At 71.9% G+C, this 15270-nt stretch carries 10 protein-coding genes; 6 read left to right on the top strand and 4 right to left on the bottom strand.

Features of this window, described 5'->3' with window-relative positions:
* Positions 1–114: 114 nt before the first annotated feature.
* Both ASF49_RS21645 and hspQ read left to right on the top strand, forming a co-directional pair.
* A complete protein-coding gene (locus ASF49_RS21645; RefSeq protein WP_056477889.1) occupies positions 115–1167 on the top strand; it encodes an HpcH/HpaI aldolase/citrate lyase family protein in 1053 nt (350 codons plus the stop codon).
* Positions 1168–1275: 108 nt separating this feature from the next.
* Positions 1276–1602 (top strand): heat shock protein HspQ, encoded by a 327-nt coding sequence (hspQ, locus tag ASF49_RS21650; protein ID WP_243214705.1) that lies wholly within the window; start codon positions 1276–1278, stop codon positions 1600–1602.
* A 122-nt stretch (positions 1603–1724) separates the two neighbouring features.
* Here the strand turns inward: hspQ and ASF49_RS21655 are convergent, their stop codons facing one another.
* Complete coding sequence (locus ASF49_RS21655) at positions 1725–2516, bottom strand: invasion associated locus B family protein (protein WP_056477893.1); 792 nt, start codon at positions 2514–2516, stop codon at positions 1725–1727.
* A gap of 562 nt (positions 2517–3078) precedes the next feature.
* Here ASF49_RS21655 and ASF49_RS21660 point away from each other — a divergent pair.
* Together ASF49_RS21660 and ASF49_RS21665 are read left to right on the top strand one after the other, a co-directional pair.
* Positions 3079–4389 (top strand): AMP-binding protein, encoded by a 1311-nt coding sequence (locus ASF49_RS21660; RefSeq protein ID WP_056477895.1) that lies wholly within the window; start codon positions 3079–3081, stop codon positions 4387–4389.
* A 307-nt stretch (positions 4390–4696) separates the two neighbouring features.
* Positions 4697–5041 (top strand): hypothetical protein, encoded by a 345-nt coding sequence (locus ASF49_RS21665; protein WP_056477975.1) that lies wholly within the window; start codon positions 4697–4699, stop codon positions 5039–5041.
* Between the two features lie 85 nt (positions 5042–5126).
* On the opposite strand, the gene mfd is transcribed toward ASF49_RS21665, so the two are convergent.
* On the bottom strand, positions 5127–8720 hold the full coding sequence (mfd, locus tag ASF49_RS21670) for a transcription-repair coupling factor (RefSeq protein ID WP_056477897.1): 3594 nt from the start codon (positions 8718–8720) through the stop codon (positions 5127–5129).
* A 969-nt stretch (positions 8721–9689) separates the two neighbouring features.
* Here mfd and ASF49_RS21675 point away from each other — a divergent pair.
* A complete protein-coding gene (locus ASF49_RS21675) occupies positions 9690–11702 on the top strand; it encodes a PAS domain-containing protein (RefSeq protein ID WP_243214703.1) in 2013 nt (670 codons plus the stop codon).
* Between the two features lie 39 nt (positions 11703–11741).
* Here the strand turns inward: ASF49_RS21675 and ASF49_RS21680 are convergent, their stop codons facing one another.
* Positions 11742–12092: a hypothetical protein gene (locus ASF49_RS21680; RefSeq protein WP_056477900.1), complete on the bottom strand. Its 351-nt coding sequence runs from the start codon at positions 12090–12092 to the stop codon at positions 11742–11744.
* A 312-nt stretch (positions 12093–12404) separates the two neighbouring features.
* The gene (locus ASF49_RS21685) at positions 12405–12698 is read right to left on the bottom strand and encodes an FAD assembly factor SdhE (protein ID WP_056477903.1); all 294 of its coding nucleotides are present in this window, start codon (positions 12696–12698) and stop codon (positions 12405–12407) included.
* A gap of 319 nt (positions 12699–13017) precedes the next feature.
* On the opposite strand from ASF49_RS21685, the gene recG reads away from it, so the two are divergent.
* Entirely contained in the window at positions 13018–15165 is a 2148-nt protein-coding gene (gene recG, locus ASF49_RS21690) for an ATP-dependent DNA helicase RecG (protein ID WP_056477904.1), read from the top strand.
* The last annotated feature ends 105 nt before the right edge of the window (positions 15166–15270 follow it).

Genomic DNA, 15270 nt, shown 5'->3' on the forward strand with positions numbered 1-15270 from the left:
ATGGCAAACGGCTTGCGTGCGCCCGCACACCTTTACGGCGGGGTCGGCCTTGTCCTAACCGCTGGTTCGGGACGCCGATCTCACACAAGAAATCTCCGGGAGCCAGGAACACCCATGAAACTGCCACGCCGCTTCTTCCAGCCGCTCGCCACGGGCGCACCGGCTCCCTTCCGCGACCTCCCCGTCAAGCTGGAGCGGATGATCCACTTCGTGCCGCCCCACAACGAGAAGGTCCGCGCCCGCGTGCCGGAGCTCGCCGCCACCGTGGACGTGGTGCTCGGCAACCTCGAGGATGCGGTGCCGATCGACCAGAAGGAGGCCGCCCGCAAGGGGTTCGTGGCCATGGCCCAGGCCACCGACTTCGCCGCCTCCGGCACCGGCCTCTGGACCCGCATCAACGCCCTGAACTCCCCCTGGATTCTGGACGACCTGTTCGAGATCGTCTCCCAGGTCGGCGACAAGCTCGACGTCGTGATGGTGCCCAAGGTCGAGGGGCCGTGGGACATCCACTACATCGACCAGTTGCTCGCCCAGCTCGAGGCCCGGCACGGCGTGACGAAGCCGATCCTCGTCCATGCCATCCTCGAGACCGCCGAGGGCGTGGCCAACGTCGATGCCATCGCCTCCGCCTCGCCGCGCATGCACGGCATGAGCCTCGGCCCCGCCGACCTCGCGGCCTCCCGCGGCATGAAGACCACCCGCGTCGGCGGCGGCCACCCGGACTACCGGGTCATCGCCGACCCGACCCAGGACGGCGCCGTCCGCGCCTCCGCCCAGCAGGACCTCTGGCACTACACCATCGCCAAGATGGTCGATGCCTGCATGGCCAACGGCCTCAAGGCCTTCTACGGTCCCTTCGGCGACTTCTCCGACGGCGAGGCCTGCGAGGCCCAGTTCCGCAACGCCTTCCTAATGGGCTGCGCCGGGGCCTGGACCCTGCACCCGAATCAGGTCGCCATCGCCAAGCGGGTCTTCGCCCCCGATCCGGCCGAGGTCGCCTTCGCGGTGCGGATCGTCGAGGCGATGCCGGACGGCACCGGCGCGGTGATGCTCGACGGCAAGATGCAGGACGACGCCACCTGGAAGCAGGCCAAGGTCATCGTCGACCTCGCCAAGCTCGTCGCCGAGAAGGACCCGGAGTTGGCCAAGACCTACGGTCTCGCCTGAGCGCTTTTTCCCGTCCCCTGCGTCGTCGGCGGGGCACCGCCGATGACAAGTGGCCCGGGTCCGCTTATTTTCCGTCGCATGACCGATACGCTCACTGCTGATTTCGTGATGAGAACCGCCAAGTTCGGCCTCGGCGCCGTCGTGCGCCACCGCCTCTATCCCTTCCGCGGCATCGTCTTCGACATCGACCCGGTGTTCGACAACACCGAGGAATGGTGGCTGGCGATTCCCGAGGAGGTCCGGCCGCGCAAGGACCAGCCGTTCTACCACCTGCTCGCCGAGAACGCGGAGAGCGAGTACGTCGCCTACGTGTCCGAGCAGAACCTCGTGCCCGACACCTCCGGCGAGGCCCTGCGCCACACCGGCATCGCCGAGGTGTTCGAGCGCGACGCCGACGGCAGCTACCGGATGCGCGGGGCCGCCCAGGCCAACTGACGGGCCGGTCCGACCGGCGCCGGCCGGCCGGAAGGGTGCGAAAACGAAACGAGGCCGGGCATCGCGCCCGGCCTCGTTTCGTTCGAGGGCCGGCCGCGTGGGCGGCCGGCAGGATCGCGATCTCAGGGCTTCGGCGCGGCCGGCGCACCGGCGGCCGGGGCAGCGCCGGTGGCGTTCTGCTGCTCGAGCTTCTTGCGCATGTCCTCGCTGCGCTTCTCGAGCTCGGCCTGCAGCTTCTTCTGCTGCTCCTCCAGCACCTTCGGGTCGATGGCCGGGCCGTCGAAGGCCTTGCCGAAGCCGGTGATCGGCACCGCGAAGGTGACCTCGCGCTGGGTCTGGTTCTGGACGCTGACGTTGAGGGTGGTGCCCTTCTTCATCGCGGTGATCAGCTCGGGACCGACATTGCCGGCCTCGGCGAAGCAGCCGTTGGGGAAGCAGACCGCGAACTTGCCGGCGGTGCCCTGCTGGCCGTCGACGGTGAAGCGGATGCCCGGCTGCAGCAGCAGGCCGAGGGGCAGCAGGTAGCGGACGACCCGCACTTCCTGCTTCTGGGCGGCGTTCTTCATCTCGTAGACGGCGACCGCCAGGACGGGCTGGCCCTGGTCGGAGACGAAGTCGCGGGTGGTGTAGCAGACGTCGGTGCCGCTGCCCTGGTCCTTGCCGCAGACCTTGGTCCATTCCGTCTGGGCCGGATCGGACTTCACGTTGACGATCTGCGGACCCGTCTGGGCCGCACCGGTGGGTGCGGCGGCCGGGGGCGCCGTCGGCGCGGGAGCGGTGGGGGCCGGCGCGGCCTTGCCCTTCGGCGCCTGGGCGAGAGCCGGTCCGGCAACCCCCGCCACTCCGGTAAGGCCCGCCAGGGCGAGGAACGCGGCGACGCGCAGCGGGCGCGCGGGACGGTTGGCGAAGAACATCAGCTCTGACCCCTTAAGATGACGGCGTAACGGATTCGGCTCGCGGGATGCGCCTCGAAACTGAGCGCGGATTCGCATCGAACGGTTCGGACTTCAAGGGCGCTTCGGGGCCCGGGGCGCGCGTTCGGCACTCGGCCGGGCGCATTCATCGCACCAGGCCTGCCGGACACGCACCTTCGGACCGCGATCGCTTCGAAGCCGAGATCGCCCCTGGGCCGAGATCACGACCGGACCGGGATCGCAGCGGCGCGGCGGATGAGACCCTCCGCCACCGCGCGGCGACCCGCGGACCGCGCCATCGACGGCGCAGTCCCGCCCCGACGACAGGGCGGCCTGCTTTCCCCCCGAATGCGGCGAAGACATGACACCGCGGCCGTGACACCGCGGGCATGGCCGGGACGCGGCGGCCGCGCGGTTAAGGCGGGCTTAACCCTAAGCGTTCATCAACGGAGGGTCGCGGGAGTCAGCGCACGTGTCGGCGCAGCAAGCAGCCCATCTTCAAGCCGCCCACCTTCTGGACTCCGTCCGGGCAGGCATTCCACTGTCTCAGGCCAGCCGCCGCATGACCGGTGCTTCCGGGACGGGTCCGGGCCGCCCGGCCCTGGTCGGTCCGGGGAGCGGGCCGGCGAGCCCCCCGGGCGAGGGTCCCGACAGCGCGCGGGTCCCACCCCGGGCGCAGCGCCTCTGCACGCTCCTCGCGGGCACGGCCCATGCCCATCCGGATCGCGTCGCCTTCGTCGACCCGCCGCACAAGTCCCTCTGGAGCGGGCGGCCCGCCATCACCTGGACCTACGGGGCGGCGGCCGAGATCGTGGCCCGCCTCGCCAACGGCCTGCGCAGCTGGCGCCTGGCTCCCGGCAGCCGCATCGGACTCGCCCTCCCGGGCAGCGCCGAGAGCTTCCTCGCCTATCTGGCCGTGGAAGCCGCCGGCCACATCCCCTGCCTCCTGCCGCTCACCCTCGACGAGGAGGGCCTGCTCGCCGCCGTCCAGCAGGCCGCCCTCCCCGCCGTCATCACGCAGACGCGGTTCGGCCCCCTCGCCCTCGCCGAGCGTCTGTGCCGCGTCGCGGTGCGCTATTTCGGCCTGCGCTACCTCGCCGCCTTCGGCCCGGAGGTTCCGGACGGGGTGATCAGCCTCGACGCCATGGCCCTCGATCAGGCGGGCGGCCCCTTCGCGGCCGGGCCCGGCGGCGTCATCAGCTTCGCCGAGGGCGACCCCGCGCGTCCGGTCCATCGCGGCGGCGACGCGCTGCTCGCGGCCATCGCCGTCTACCTCGTCACCGCCCGGGTCGAGCCCGGCGACCGGATCCTCAGCCTGGTGCCGCAGAGCGACCTGCGCGGCCTCGTGACCGGTCTCGGGGCCGCCCTGGTGGCGGGGGCCGGCCTCGAGACGCTGCCGGTGTTCGAGGCCCGCAGCTTCGCCGCCGCCCTCGACCGGCCGCTGCCCACCCGCCTCGTGGTGCCCGCGGCCCTGGAGCGCAACCTCTCCGTCAGCCGTCTGCCGGCCACGCTGCACGGCGTCGTGCTCGCCCATCGCGCCCCGGGGCGCCTTGGACCGCGCAGCCTGGCGCCCGCGCCGCACCGCCCGGTGGTCGACGTGATCGCCTTCGACGAGACCGCCCTCCTCGCCGGTGCCCGGGAGGCCAACGACGTCGCCCTCTCGCTGACCCATCCGGAGCGCGGGCACCTGTTCTCGACCCTGATGGCCCTGCGCCGGGATCCCGACGGACATCTCGCCTTCCGGGGCCGCGCCTGCCACGCCGAGGCGCTGCAGCGCGATATCGCGATCCCCGAGACGGTCGATGCCTGGGCGGCCTCGCCCTTCGCCGCCGGCATCGAGGACGACCGCACCCTGGCCATCCGCCGCGCCTGAACCGCCACGCGTCCGCCGCGCCGGCCGGGGACCGAAGGCCCGCCCGGCGTCTGCCCGTGGCCGCCGCCCGCCGCGGTGCGCCCGCGCTGCCGAAGCCCGGATTGTCGATTCGTCGGAACGGCTTGGGGCCGGGCCGCGGCGCGCCGGCATCGGGGAATGATGCGCCGCACCGGTCCGGTTCATCCCGCGCTCAGACGGCGACCCTCATGGTCGCGTTAACAACGTGGCCGGCGAACCAACCGCCCGGATGTGTGTTGTCACACGAGTCTCTTTCCAAGGGACGAAGGATGGGCTAGCACTGATGCTCATGGGTGCGCTGCAACAAGTTCTCGTTGTCGACGATGGCCACCGCGCCATCGATCATTCGCTCGCCGCCGAGCTCGCCGAGCTCGGTTACGCCAGCGTCACCGCCTCTCTGGAGGCGGCGCATGACGTGCTCGCGGTCATCGCGCGCCCGGCCGCCGTTCTGCTCCAGGCCTCGTCCCGGCGCGACCCGGCCTATGACCAGCTCTCCGAACGCCTGCGCGAGCAGATGCGTCAGGCCGGCATCCCGGTGATCGTGGTCGACGAGGCGATGGGGCGTCGCGCCGGGACCTATGTCGACCTGCAGAGCCAGATCGGCCCCTACGTGCTCAACCAGCCGGACCTCTGAGGCGCCGGTCGAAGAGACCGACCCAACCGCCTCATCCGTTTGCGAAAAGGGCGTGCCGGCGGCGCGCCCTTTTCGCGTGTCCGGGTCAGGCCGCCTTCCTGCGGCGGGCGATCGTCGACAGGCTGCGCAGGATCGTCGTCGTCACCTTGAGACGCTCCGGAATGGTGTCGAGCTCGCGGATGAAGACGATGCTCATGTCCGGCCGCACCTTGGCGAAGGAGGCCTGCTCGGCGACGTAGGCCACGAGCCCCTGCGGGTTGGCGAAGGCCTTGTCGCGGAAGTGGACGACGACGCCCTTCGGACCGGCCTCGACCTTCTCCACGTTGGTGTCGCGGCACAGGATCTTGATGGTGACGATCTTGAGGAGCTGCTCCACCTCCGGCGGCAGCGGGCCGAAGCGGTCGATCAGCTCGGCGCCGAAGCTCTCCATCTCGGCGTCGTTCTCCAGGGTCGAGAGCCGGCGGTAGAGTCCGAGGCGGACCGTGAGGTCCTCGACGTAGTCCTCCGGGATCGTGACCGGCGCGCCGAGCGCGATGGTGGGGGACCAGGCCTCCTCCACCGGCTCGTCGATGCCGGCCTTCAGCGCCGTGACCGCATCCTCCAGCATCTGCTGGTAGAGCTCGTAGCCGACCTCCTTGATGTGGCCGGACTGGGCGTCGCCGAGGAGGTTGCCCGCACCCCGGATGTCGAGATCGTGGGAGGCGAGCTGGAAGCCGGCGCCGAGCGTGTCGAGGGTCTGGAGCACCTGCAGGCGCTTCTCCGCCTGGACCGTGAGGGTGCGGTTGGCCGGCGTCGTGAACAGGGCGTAGGCCCGGGCCTTGGCGCGCCCGACCCGGCCGCGCAGCTGGTAGAGCTGGGCCAGACCGAACATGTCGGCCCGGTGCACGATCAGCGTGTTGGCCGTGGGGATGTCGAGGCCGGATTCGACGATGGTGGTGGAGAGCAGCACGTCGTACTTGCCCTCGTAGAACGCCGTCATCACGTCCTCGAGCTGGCCCGCCGCCATCTGGCCGTGGGCGACCGCGACGGTGGTCTCGGGCATCTCCTGGTCGAGGAAGCGCTTGACCTCGGCGAGATCCTCGATGCGCGGCACCACGTAGAACGACTGGCCGCCGCGATAGCGCTCGCGCAGCAGGGCCTCGCGGATGAGGAGCGGGTCGAAGGGCGTCACGAAGGTGCGCACGGCCAGGCGGTCCACCGGCGGCGTCGCGATGATCGAGAGCTCGCGCACCCCCGTCATGGCGAGCTGCAGGGTGCGGGGGATCGGCGTCGCCGAGAGGGTGAGCACGTGCACGTCGGCCTGGAGGGCCTTGAGGCGCTCCTTGTGGGCCACGCCGAAATGCTGCTCCTCGTCGACGATGATGAGGCCGAGATCCTTGAAGGCGACGTTCTTGGCCAGGAGCGCGTGGGTGCCGACCACGATGTCGACGGTGCCGGCGACGAGGCCGTCGCGCACCCGCTTCATCTCGGTGCTGGAGACGAAGCGCGACATCTGGGCGACCTCCACGGGCAGGCCCTTGAAGCGCTCGGCGAAGGTCCGGTAGTGCTGGCGGGCGAGCAGCGTGGTGGGCACCACCACCGCCACCTGCTTGCCGCCGAGCGCCCCCGCGAAGGCGGCGCGCAACGCCACCTCGGTCTTGCCGAAGCCGACGTCGCCGCAGACGAGGCGGTCCATCGGGCGGCCCGCATTGAGGTCGGTGAGCACCGCGTCGATGGCGTTGGCCTGGTCCTCGGTCTCCTCGAAGGCGAAGCGGGCCGCGAACTCGTCGTAGAGCCCCTCCGGCGCGTGCAGGCGGGGGGCCTGGCGCACGAAGCGCTCGGCCGCGACCTTGATGAGCTGGCCGGCCATCTCGAGGATGCGCTTCTTCATCTTGGCCTTGCGGGCCTGCCAGGCGCCGCCGCCGAGACGGTCGAGGGCGATCTCGGCATCCTCCGAGCCGTAGCGCGTCAGGAGCTCGATGTTCTCCACGGGCAGCAGCAGCAGGCCGCCGGCATACTGGATCTCCAGGCAGTCGTGCGGCGCGCCCGCGGCCGTCACGGTCTTGAGGCCGACGAAGCGGCCGATGCCGTGGTCGGCATGGACCACGAGGTCGCCGGGCTGGAGGGCCTGCACCTCCAGGATGATGTCCTGCGGGCGCTTGGCCTTGCGCTTCTGGCGCACCAGCCGGTCGCCGAGGATGTCGCCCTCCGAGATCACCGCGAGCCGGTCCACGACGAAGCCGGAATCCAGGCCCCAGACCGCCACCGCCACGTCGGTGCCGCGCTTGAGCGCGTTCACCGCCGCCAGGGTGTTGATGGCCACCGGCTTCTTGAGCCCATGATCGGCCAGCACCGAGCAGAGCCGGTCGCGCGAGCCGTCGGACCAGGATCCGAGGATCACGTGATGACCGGAGCCCTGCAGGTCCCGCACGTGGGCGACGGCCGCGTCGAAGACGCTGGCGGATTCGTCGGCGCGCTCGGCGGCGAAGCTGCGGCCCTGGCGGCCCTCGCAGTCGATGGTCGCCCGATCCGGGTTCTCGGGCATCGAGAACGGCGAGAGCCGGGCGACGGACGCCGCCGCGACCCGGTCGCGCCACTCGTTGGGGGTGAGGTAGAGGGCGGAGGGTTTCAGCGGCTTGTAGGGCGCGACCCCGGGGGACGGCGCCTTCATCGCCTCGGCGCGGGCGTCGTAATAGTCGCGGATCAGGGTCAGGCGCTCGCCGGCCGCCTCGTCCACCTGGGCGTCGAACACCATCGGCACGCCGGCCACGTAGTCGAACAGCGTGTCGAGGTGGTCGTAGAACAGCGGCATCCAGTGCTCGAGGCCGGCATAGCGCCGGCCCTCGCTGATGGTCTCGTAGAGCCGGTCGTCGCGGTTGGCCGCGCCGAAGGTCGAGAGGTAGCCCTGGCGGAAGCGCCGGATCGTCTCGGTGGTGAGCTGGACGTCGCTCATCGGCACGAGGTCGAGGGAGCGCAACTGCCCGATGGTGCGCTGGGTCTCGGGGTCGAAGGCGCGGATCGACTCGAGCGTGTCGCCGAAGAAGTCGAGGCGGATCGGGTTCGGCAGGCCGGGCGGCGACAGGTCGAGGATGCCGCCGCGCACGGCGTACTCGCCGGTGTCCCGCACGGTGCCCGTGCGCAGGAAGCCGTTGGCCTCGACCCAGGCCGTCACCGTGTCCATCGGCACCACGTTGCCGATCGCCGCCGAGAAGGTCTCGATCGCGATCTTCTCTCGGGGAGGCACCCGCTGGATCAAGGCGTTGACGGTGGTGCAGAGGATGCGGGGCTGCGCCTCGGAGGAGCGCGAGCGGGCGAGCCGCGACAGGGCGGTCATGCGCTGGGCCGCGATGGCCCCGTTCGGCGAGACCCGGTCGTAGGGCTGGCAGTCCCAGGCCGGCACGCTCATCGCCTCGATCTCGGGGGCGACGAACTTGAGGGCGCCGACGAAGGCGGCCGAGCGCCCAGAATCCCGGGCGACGTGCACCAGCACCGCCGGCCCCTCGACCTCGCGGCTGAGCGCCCGGGCGAGGTCGGCCACCACGACCGCGTCGAACCCCTCCGGCACGTTGGCGAGCGTCGGGCTGTCGCCGCGCTTCAGCGCCTCCAGGGCGCGGGCCAGCGCGCCGGATTTCGGCAGGGCGAAGCGCGCCGTCTGGGGTTTCGCCGCGGGCGCGGGGGCTTTGGGTTGGGGTTTGGCCATCGGGTCGGGGTTTTGCACTCGTGCTGCGCCGGTCGGACCCTGACGGTCCCGTCCGGCTTCGTTCGTCTGACGGATCGCCCCGGGGCGCGGACCGCGCGGAATCGAAGCGCGGGACGGGAACGCGGGACCGGAACGTATGTAACCGCGCGCCCGGTCCTTACCAGACCCGCGCGGGTTACCGCACCCCGGCGCGTTGATCCAGCGCGGCGGCCGGCCGCGCATCCCCCCTTCCCCGGTCGCTCCGCGCGCCCTCCCCCGCAAGGGGCGGGCGGGACGGACCCACGCGGCTTCACCCCCGCGCGCGGTTCCGCGCCGGGGGCATGGCCCGGAAACACGACACGCCGAACGGGGACGCGGGACGCCGCGGAACCCATGGACTGCGCTTCAAGATGTGCCGGTTCCCCGGCGTCCCGGGCTCCGGCGTCGCCGCCGGGGCCGTTGGCGTCGCGGTGTCTCCGACGGGTCTCGCGCTGGCGCTAAGTTCGGCGGGTTCTGGGGAGACCCCGCACGCTTCGGAGCGAGCCTTCGTCGCACGCCGCCTCGTCATGGGCGGCGCCGCAGCTTCTTCCCGCTGGCCCAGCGACGGGTCGGACGGCCAAGGGCATTTCCTCCCCCGGCGCGCCGCCCTGTGCCGAGCCGGCGGTCATAGCGAGCCGTCGCCCGGGGCGGCAGCGACCGAAGCCACCGACGCGGGCACCGCCCCGCCGCCCTTCAGCCCGCCCGGTCGGTCTCCGGTCAGGCTCCCGATTCGTCCGGGCGGCAGGTCGGGGGATATGGGCACGGATTAGGAATATTGTCAAGATCTTTCGCAGGACCGGCGGGCCGAGCAGCGCCAGGGCTCGACCTGGTCTCCGGGGCATCCGTCGGGGTTCACGGGAACCGTTGATCGCCAGGAATTGAACGCCGCCGAGGGGGCGCCTCGAAGCTGTTTCGGGTTTGCTTAATCGAAAGCGACTAGGACGAGCCGGGATGCGGGTCGCGCATCGTGGGAACATGTCCGTGCCGTTCTTCGACACCGATCTGCGCGCGCTGATGGCCGCCATCGACAGGTCCAGGGCGCGGATCGAATTCACGCCCGACGGCACGGTGCTCACCGCCAACGGCCCCTTCCTCGACCTGATGGGCTACAGCCTGGCCGAGGTGACGGGGCAGCCGCACACGCGCTTCGTCTCCCCCGCGGAGCGGAGCAGCGAAGCCTATCGCGCGTTCTGGGACGCCCTGCGCCGCGGCGAGCCGCAGACGCGCGCGTTCAAGCGGCTCGCGAAGGATGGCCGCGAGGTCTGGATCCAGGCCACCTACGACCCCGTCCGCGACCGCGCCGGCCGCGTGACCCGGGTGGTCAAGCTCGCGAGCGACGTCACCGCGCAGGTCCTGCGCAGCATCGACCATGACGGGCAGCTCGAAGCCCTGCAGCGCTCCCAGGCCGTCATCGAATTCGCCCTCGACGGCACGATCCTGGAGGCCAACGCCAACTTCCTGGCCGCGGTGGGCTATGCCCGCGACGAGGTCCGGGGGCGCCATCACGGCCTGTTCGTCGATCCGGCCGAGCGCGCGGGGGCCGCCTACCAGGCGTTCTGGGCCGACCTCGCCCGCGGTGAGTTCCGCGCGGGCGAGTTCAGGCGCATCGCCAAGGGTGGCCGCGAGATCTGGATCCAGGCCACCTACAACCCGATCCGGAACCGGGACGGGGTCCCGGTCAAGGTGGTCAAGTTCGCCACCGACATCACGGCGCAGAAGCTGCAGGTCGCGGATGCGCTGGCGCGGCTGGCGGCCGTCAACCGGTCGCAGGCGGTGATCGAGTTCGCCCCCGACGCGACGGTCCTCGACGCCAATGCCAATTTCCTGGCGGCCCTCGGCTACGGGATCGAGGAGATCCGGGGCCAGCCGCACGCCCTGTTCGTCGAGCCCGGCTACGCCCAGACGCCGGACTACGCCGCCTTCTGGGACCGCCTGCGCAGCGGCCACTGCGCGGCGGGCATGTTCCAGCGCTTCGGCAAGGGCGGCCGGCCCGTCTGGATCCAGGCGAGCTACAACCCGATCCTCGATCCCGCCGGCCGCCTGACCAAGATCGTCAAGTACGCCACCGACGTCACCGCCAACATGGAGGCGCGCTCCGTCGCGGTCGAGGCCGCCGAGCGCACCCTCGACAACGTCCAGGCGGTCACGGATGCGGCCGACGCCATGAACGACGCCGCGCTGGAGATCTCCCGCAGCATGGCCCAGTCCAAGACCGTCGTGGACGACATCCACGGCCGGGCCGGGGAGGCGGATGCCGCCACCGAGCGGCTGCGCGGCGCGGCCCAGGCGATGAGCGGCGTCGCCACGCTGATCACGGACATCGCCCAGCAGATCAATCTCCTGGCGCTGAACGCGACGATCGAGGCGGCCCGGGCCGGAGAGGCCGGGCGCGGCTTCGCGGTCGTGGCGACCGAGGTGAAGAACCTGGCCGGCCAGGCGGCGGCCGCCACGCGCCGGATCAGCGGCGAGATCGCCGGCATGCAGGCGGTCTCCACCGAGGTCGCCACCACCCTGGCGACGATCACGGCGGCGATCGGCACGATCAGCCGGCATGTCGACGGGGTCACCGCCTCGATGGACGAGCAGGCCCAGGCCACGGGCGCGATCCTGACCAGCATGCAGCGGGCGGCCGATGGCGTGTCGCGCATCAGCACGGGGCTGGACAACTGGACCATCGGCATGGAGGAGCGGCGCACCGAGCGGCGGGCGCGCGTCCTGCTGCGCGCCGCGATCCACCTGCCCGGCGGGGAGCGGATCGCCTGCTCCATCCGCGACCTGTCGGAGGGCGGCGCACGGCTGCATCTCGGCCAGTCCGTCGAGGTGCCGGATCGGTTCGCGATCGTCGTCGCCGCGGACGGACGGCGCTTCGACTGCGCCGTGCGGCACCGGTCCGGCCCGAATCTGAACGTGCAGTTCCTGGCCTCGGCCGAGGGACGACCGGCGGCGCGCGCCTCCGGGCGTTGACCGAACCGCCCCGGCCTGCCGCCCGCGATCGCCTGCCTCTCAGTCGACGTGGACGGCGAGCGTCATCTTCGGGTGCACGCCGCACAGAACCAGGAAGTCGCCCCGCTGCGAGAACACCAGCGTGGTGCGGCTGCCGGGCGCCTGGTCGCCGAAGTCGCGGCGGATGCCGTCCGCCTCGATATAGGCGTGGTGGACGGCCGTGGCTTCCTCGTTGGACAGCACGATGGACCCGCCGGCCTGCAGGGTGACGGCCCGGAAGCCGAATTGTCTGGCCTTCTGGATGACGATGCCGGCGACGGTCGATGCGTTGGCGTAGGCCTGGAGGCCCCCGAGACAGCAGGCCAGCCCTGCTGCGGACGCGAAAACGCGCCCCTTGATCGAAGATCCCATCAGACAGACCCGCGCTATGTCTTCGCTTTATGTTCTGCCGGAATCAGTAGATCGGGAAGGTTTCGAAAGCATTTCGGCCCTGGTCCGAAGAGAAATTCGAACGGATCTAGTTGATGCAGGATGGAACGTCTCGGCCGCTTTTGGGGATCGCCGGTAACGTTCGAGGAACGACGTTCGTCCCCCGATGATCGACGGCGAGCCCCCGCGCTTCCCGGCCGGCCGGCGGGCTCCTGTTCTTCTGCGGTCTCCCGAGCGCGAGGGAGACCGTCCGGGCCGGCATCGGGCCGTCGGCGTGGAAGCGCCCGCCGTCGCCTAGTGGATCGGGGCGTCGTGCTTGTGGAAGGCCTTGAGGCGCCGATAGACCGGCGTGTCGTAGTTCTCGGGCGTCGGGTCCTCGCCGGTGAGCCAGCGGAACAGGTCGCGGTCGGGCACCTCGATCAGGGCTTCGAAGGTGGTGAGCTCCTCCTCCGAGAGCGTGCCGATCTCGGCATCGGCGAAGCGGCCCATGATCAGGTCCATCTCGCGGATGCCGCGGTGCCAGGCGCGGAAGAGGGTGCGGCGGCGGCGCGGATCGAGGTCGGCGCTGGTGCGGGTGGTGCCGGACATGCGGTCAGCCTGTGATGCTGTGATCCCGGGATGCCGTGATCCCTGGATCGGAGGATCCTGTGAGGCGGGGCGGCCCCGGCCCGGCCCCGCTGCGTCATCCGTCGCGGGACCAAGCCTTCCGCGCGGTATATAGAGACAGCGGGCCGCGCCGCCATCCCGCCCGTGCGCGGGGCGGGGGCCTGGCTCTGCCGGGGTCCCGCCTCTGCCGGGGGCTGTCCCTCCTCCGGGTTCCCTTTCTCGCCCGTGTCCTGCCTTTCGCCCGTGTCCCGCCAAGTCCCACCATGTCCCGCCCTTCGCCCGTGTCCCGCCCCCGAGCCGCATGACCGACGCCGCGTCCCGCCAGCCCCTGCTCCGCCCGAGCATCCTCGACGCCCTCTTCGCGCCCGCGCGGGGCCTGCCCGGCATCGGGCCCAAGATGGCGCCGATGATCGAGCGGCTGCTGGGCACGCCCGAGCAGCCGGCCCGGATCGTCGACCTCCTGTTCCACCTGCCCCAGGGCGGCGTCGCCCGCCGGATGATGGGCTCCATCGCCGAGGCGCCCCCCGGCGAGCCCGTGACCCTCGGCGTCACCGTGACGGGCTACCGGGCGCCCCAGCCGGGGGCGGGGCGCCGCCCCTTCCGGGTGCTGGTGGAGGACCCCACCGGGGACATCACCCTGGTGTTCTTCGGCATGCCCCAGGCCCGGGTCGAGAAGATGCTGCCGCTGGGCGCCCACCGCTACATCACGGGGCGGATCGACCTCTGGGACGGGCATCGCCAGATGGTGCATCCGGCCCGCATCGTCGACGAGGCGGGGCTCGCCGCCCAGCCCAGCGTCGAGCCGGTCTACGGCGCCACCGAGGGCCTGACCTCGCGGGCGATCTCGAAGCTGGCGCATGCCGCCCTGGAGCGCCTGCCGGTGCTGCCCGAGTGGCAGGACCCGGCCTGGCTCGCCCGGGAGGGGCTGCCGGCCTTCGCCGACGCCCTGCGGGCCGAGCACCGGCCCGAGTACGCGCCGCCGCCCGTCCCCGAGGGGGCAGCCACGCCGCCGCGCTCCCCGGCCCGGCGCCGCCTCGCCTACGACGAGCTGCTGGCCTCGCAGCTGGCGCTGGCCCTGATGCGGGCCCGCAACCGGCGCGCGCCGGGCCGGGCCAATGCCGGGGACGGGGCCTTGAGCGGAAGGATCGAGGCCGCCCTGCCCTTCGGACTGACGGGCGCGCAGCGGCGCGCGGTCGCCGAGATCCGGGGCGATCTCGCCTCGGACCGGCGCATGCTGCGCCTGCTCCAGGGCGATGTCGGCTCCGGCAAGACCGCGGTGGCGCTGCTGGCCATGGCCTCGGCCGTGGAGGTCGGGCGCCAGGCCGCCCTGATGGCCCCCACCGAGATCCTGGCCCGCCAGCACTTCGAGCGCCTCGCCCCCCTGGCCGCCCCCCTGCGCCTGCGCCTGCTGACCGGGCGCGACCGGGCCTCCGAGCGCCGCGCCACCCTGGCGGCCCTGGCCGCGGGCGCGGTGGACATCGTGGTCGGCACCCACGCGCTGTTCCAGGACAGCGTGGTCTTTGCCGATCTCGGCGTGGCGGTGGTGGACGAGCAGCACCGCTTCGGCGTGCACCAGCGCCTGGCGCTGGGGGCCAAGGGCGCGGCCGTCGACATCCTGGTGATGACGGCGACCCCGATCCCCCGGACCCTGGCCCTGACCTGCTTCGGCGACATGGACGTCTCGGTGCTCGACGAGAAGCCCGCCGGGCGCCAGCCCATCGCCACCCGCCTCGTCTCCACCGACCGCCTCGACGAGGTGGTGGCGGCCCTGGGCCGGGCGCTGGCCGCCGGCGACCGGGTCTACTGGATCTGCCCCCTGGTGGCGGAATCCGAGTTCGTCGACCTCGCCGCGGCCGAGGAGCGCTTCGGGGACCTGCGCCACAGCTTCGGCGACGCGGTCGGGCTGATCCACGGCAAGATGCCGGGGCCCGACAAGGACGCCGCCATGGAGCGCTTCGCTCGGGGCGAGACCAGGATCCTCGTCTCGACGACCGTGGTGGAGGTCGGCGTCGACGTGCCGGAGGCCACCATCATGGTCATCGAGCATGCCGAGCGCTTCGGGCTGGCCCAGCTCCACCAGCTGCGCGGCCGGGTCGGGCGCGGCACCAAGGCCTCGAGCTGCCTCCTGCTCTATCGCGGGCCGCTGGGCCAGGTCTCGCGGGCCCGCCTCGAGATGATGCGCGAGACCGAGGACGGCTTCCGCATCGCCGAGGAGGACCTGCGCCTGCGCGGCGAGGGCGAGGTGCTGGGCACCCGGCAATCGGGCCTGGCCGCCTTCCGCCTCGCCAGCCTGGAAAGCGACGCCGAGCTGCTGCAGGTGGCCCGCGACGACGCGCAACTCGTGGTCCAGCGCGATCCCGGCCTGCGGAGCGAGCGGGGCCAGGCGCTGAGGGTGCTGCTCTACCTGTTCGAGCGCGACGCCGCGATCCGGCTGCTCGGGGCGGGCTGACCGGACCGCCCGGGGCCGGCGGATCCGGAAGGGATTTCCTGAGACGGCTCATGAACTTGGCATCAATCTCTGCGGGTGCAGAATCCGACCCTGACCACGGGAGCG

Origin of the sequence: Methylobacterium sp. Leaf104 (assembly GCF_001422885.1) — a bacterium.
In the GTDB taxonomy this organism is placed as follows: domain Bacteria; phylum Pseudomonadota; class Alphaproteobacteria; order Rhizobiales; family Beijerinckiaceae; genus Methylobacterium.

What these genes read in the sequence shown, in the direction of transcription:
- ASF49_RS21685 (WP_056477903.1), bottom strand. Translation starts at nt 12,698, where the DNA reads ATGTCCGGCACCACCCGCACCAGCGCCGACCTCGATCCGCGCCGCCGC.
- ASF49_RS21675 (WP_243214703.1), top strand. Translation starts at nt 9,690, where the DNA reads ATGCGGGTCGCGCATCGTGGGAACATGTCCGTGCCGTTCTTCGACACC.
- ASF49_RS21680 (WP_056477900.1), bottom strand. Translation starts at nt 12,092, where the DNA reads ATGGGATCTTCGATCAAGGGGCGCGTTTTCGCGTCCGCAGCAGGGCTG.
- ASF49_RS21655 (WP_056477893.1), bottom strand. Translation starts at nt 2,516, where the DNA reads ATGTTCTTCGCCAACCGTCCCGCGCGCCCGCTGCGCGTCGCCGCGTTC.
- recG (WP_056477904.1), top strand. Translation starts at nt 13,018, where the DNA reads ATGACCGACGCCGCGTCCCGCCAGCCCCTGCTCCGCCCGAGCATCCTC.
- ASF49_RS21645 (WP_056477889.1), top strand. Translation starts at nt 115, where the DNA reads ATGAAACTGCCACGCCGCTTCTTCCAGCCGCTCGCCACGGGCGCACCG.
- hspQ (WP_243214705.1), top strand. Translation starts at nt 1,276, where the DNA reads ATGAGAACCGCCAAGTTCGGCCTCGGCGCCGTCGTGCGCCACCGCCTC.
- ASF49_RS21660 (WP_056477895.1), top strand. Translation starts at nt 3,079, where the DNA reads ATGACCGGTGCTTCCGGGACGGGTCCGGGCCGCCCGGCCCTGGTCGGT.
- ASF49_RS21665 (WP_056477975.1), top strand. Translation starts at nt 4,697, where the DNA reads ATGGGTGCGCTGCAACAAGTTCTCGTTGTCGACGATGGCCACCGCGCC.
- mfd (WP_056477897.1), bottom strand. Translation starts at nt 8,720, where the DNA reads ATGGCCAAACCCCAACCCAAAGCCCCCGCGCCCGCGGCGAAACCCCAG.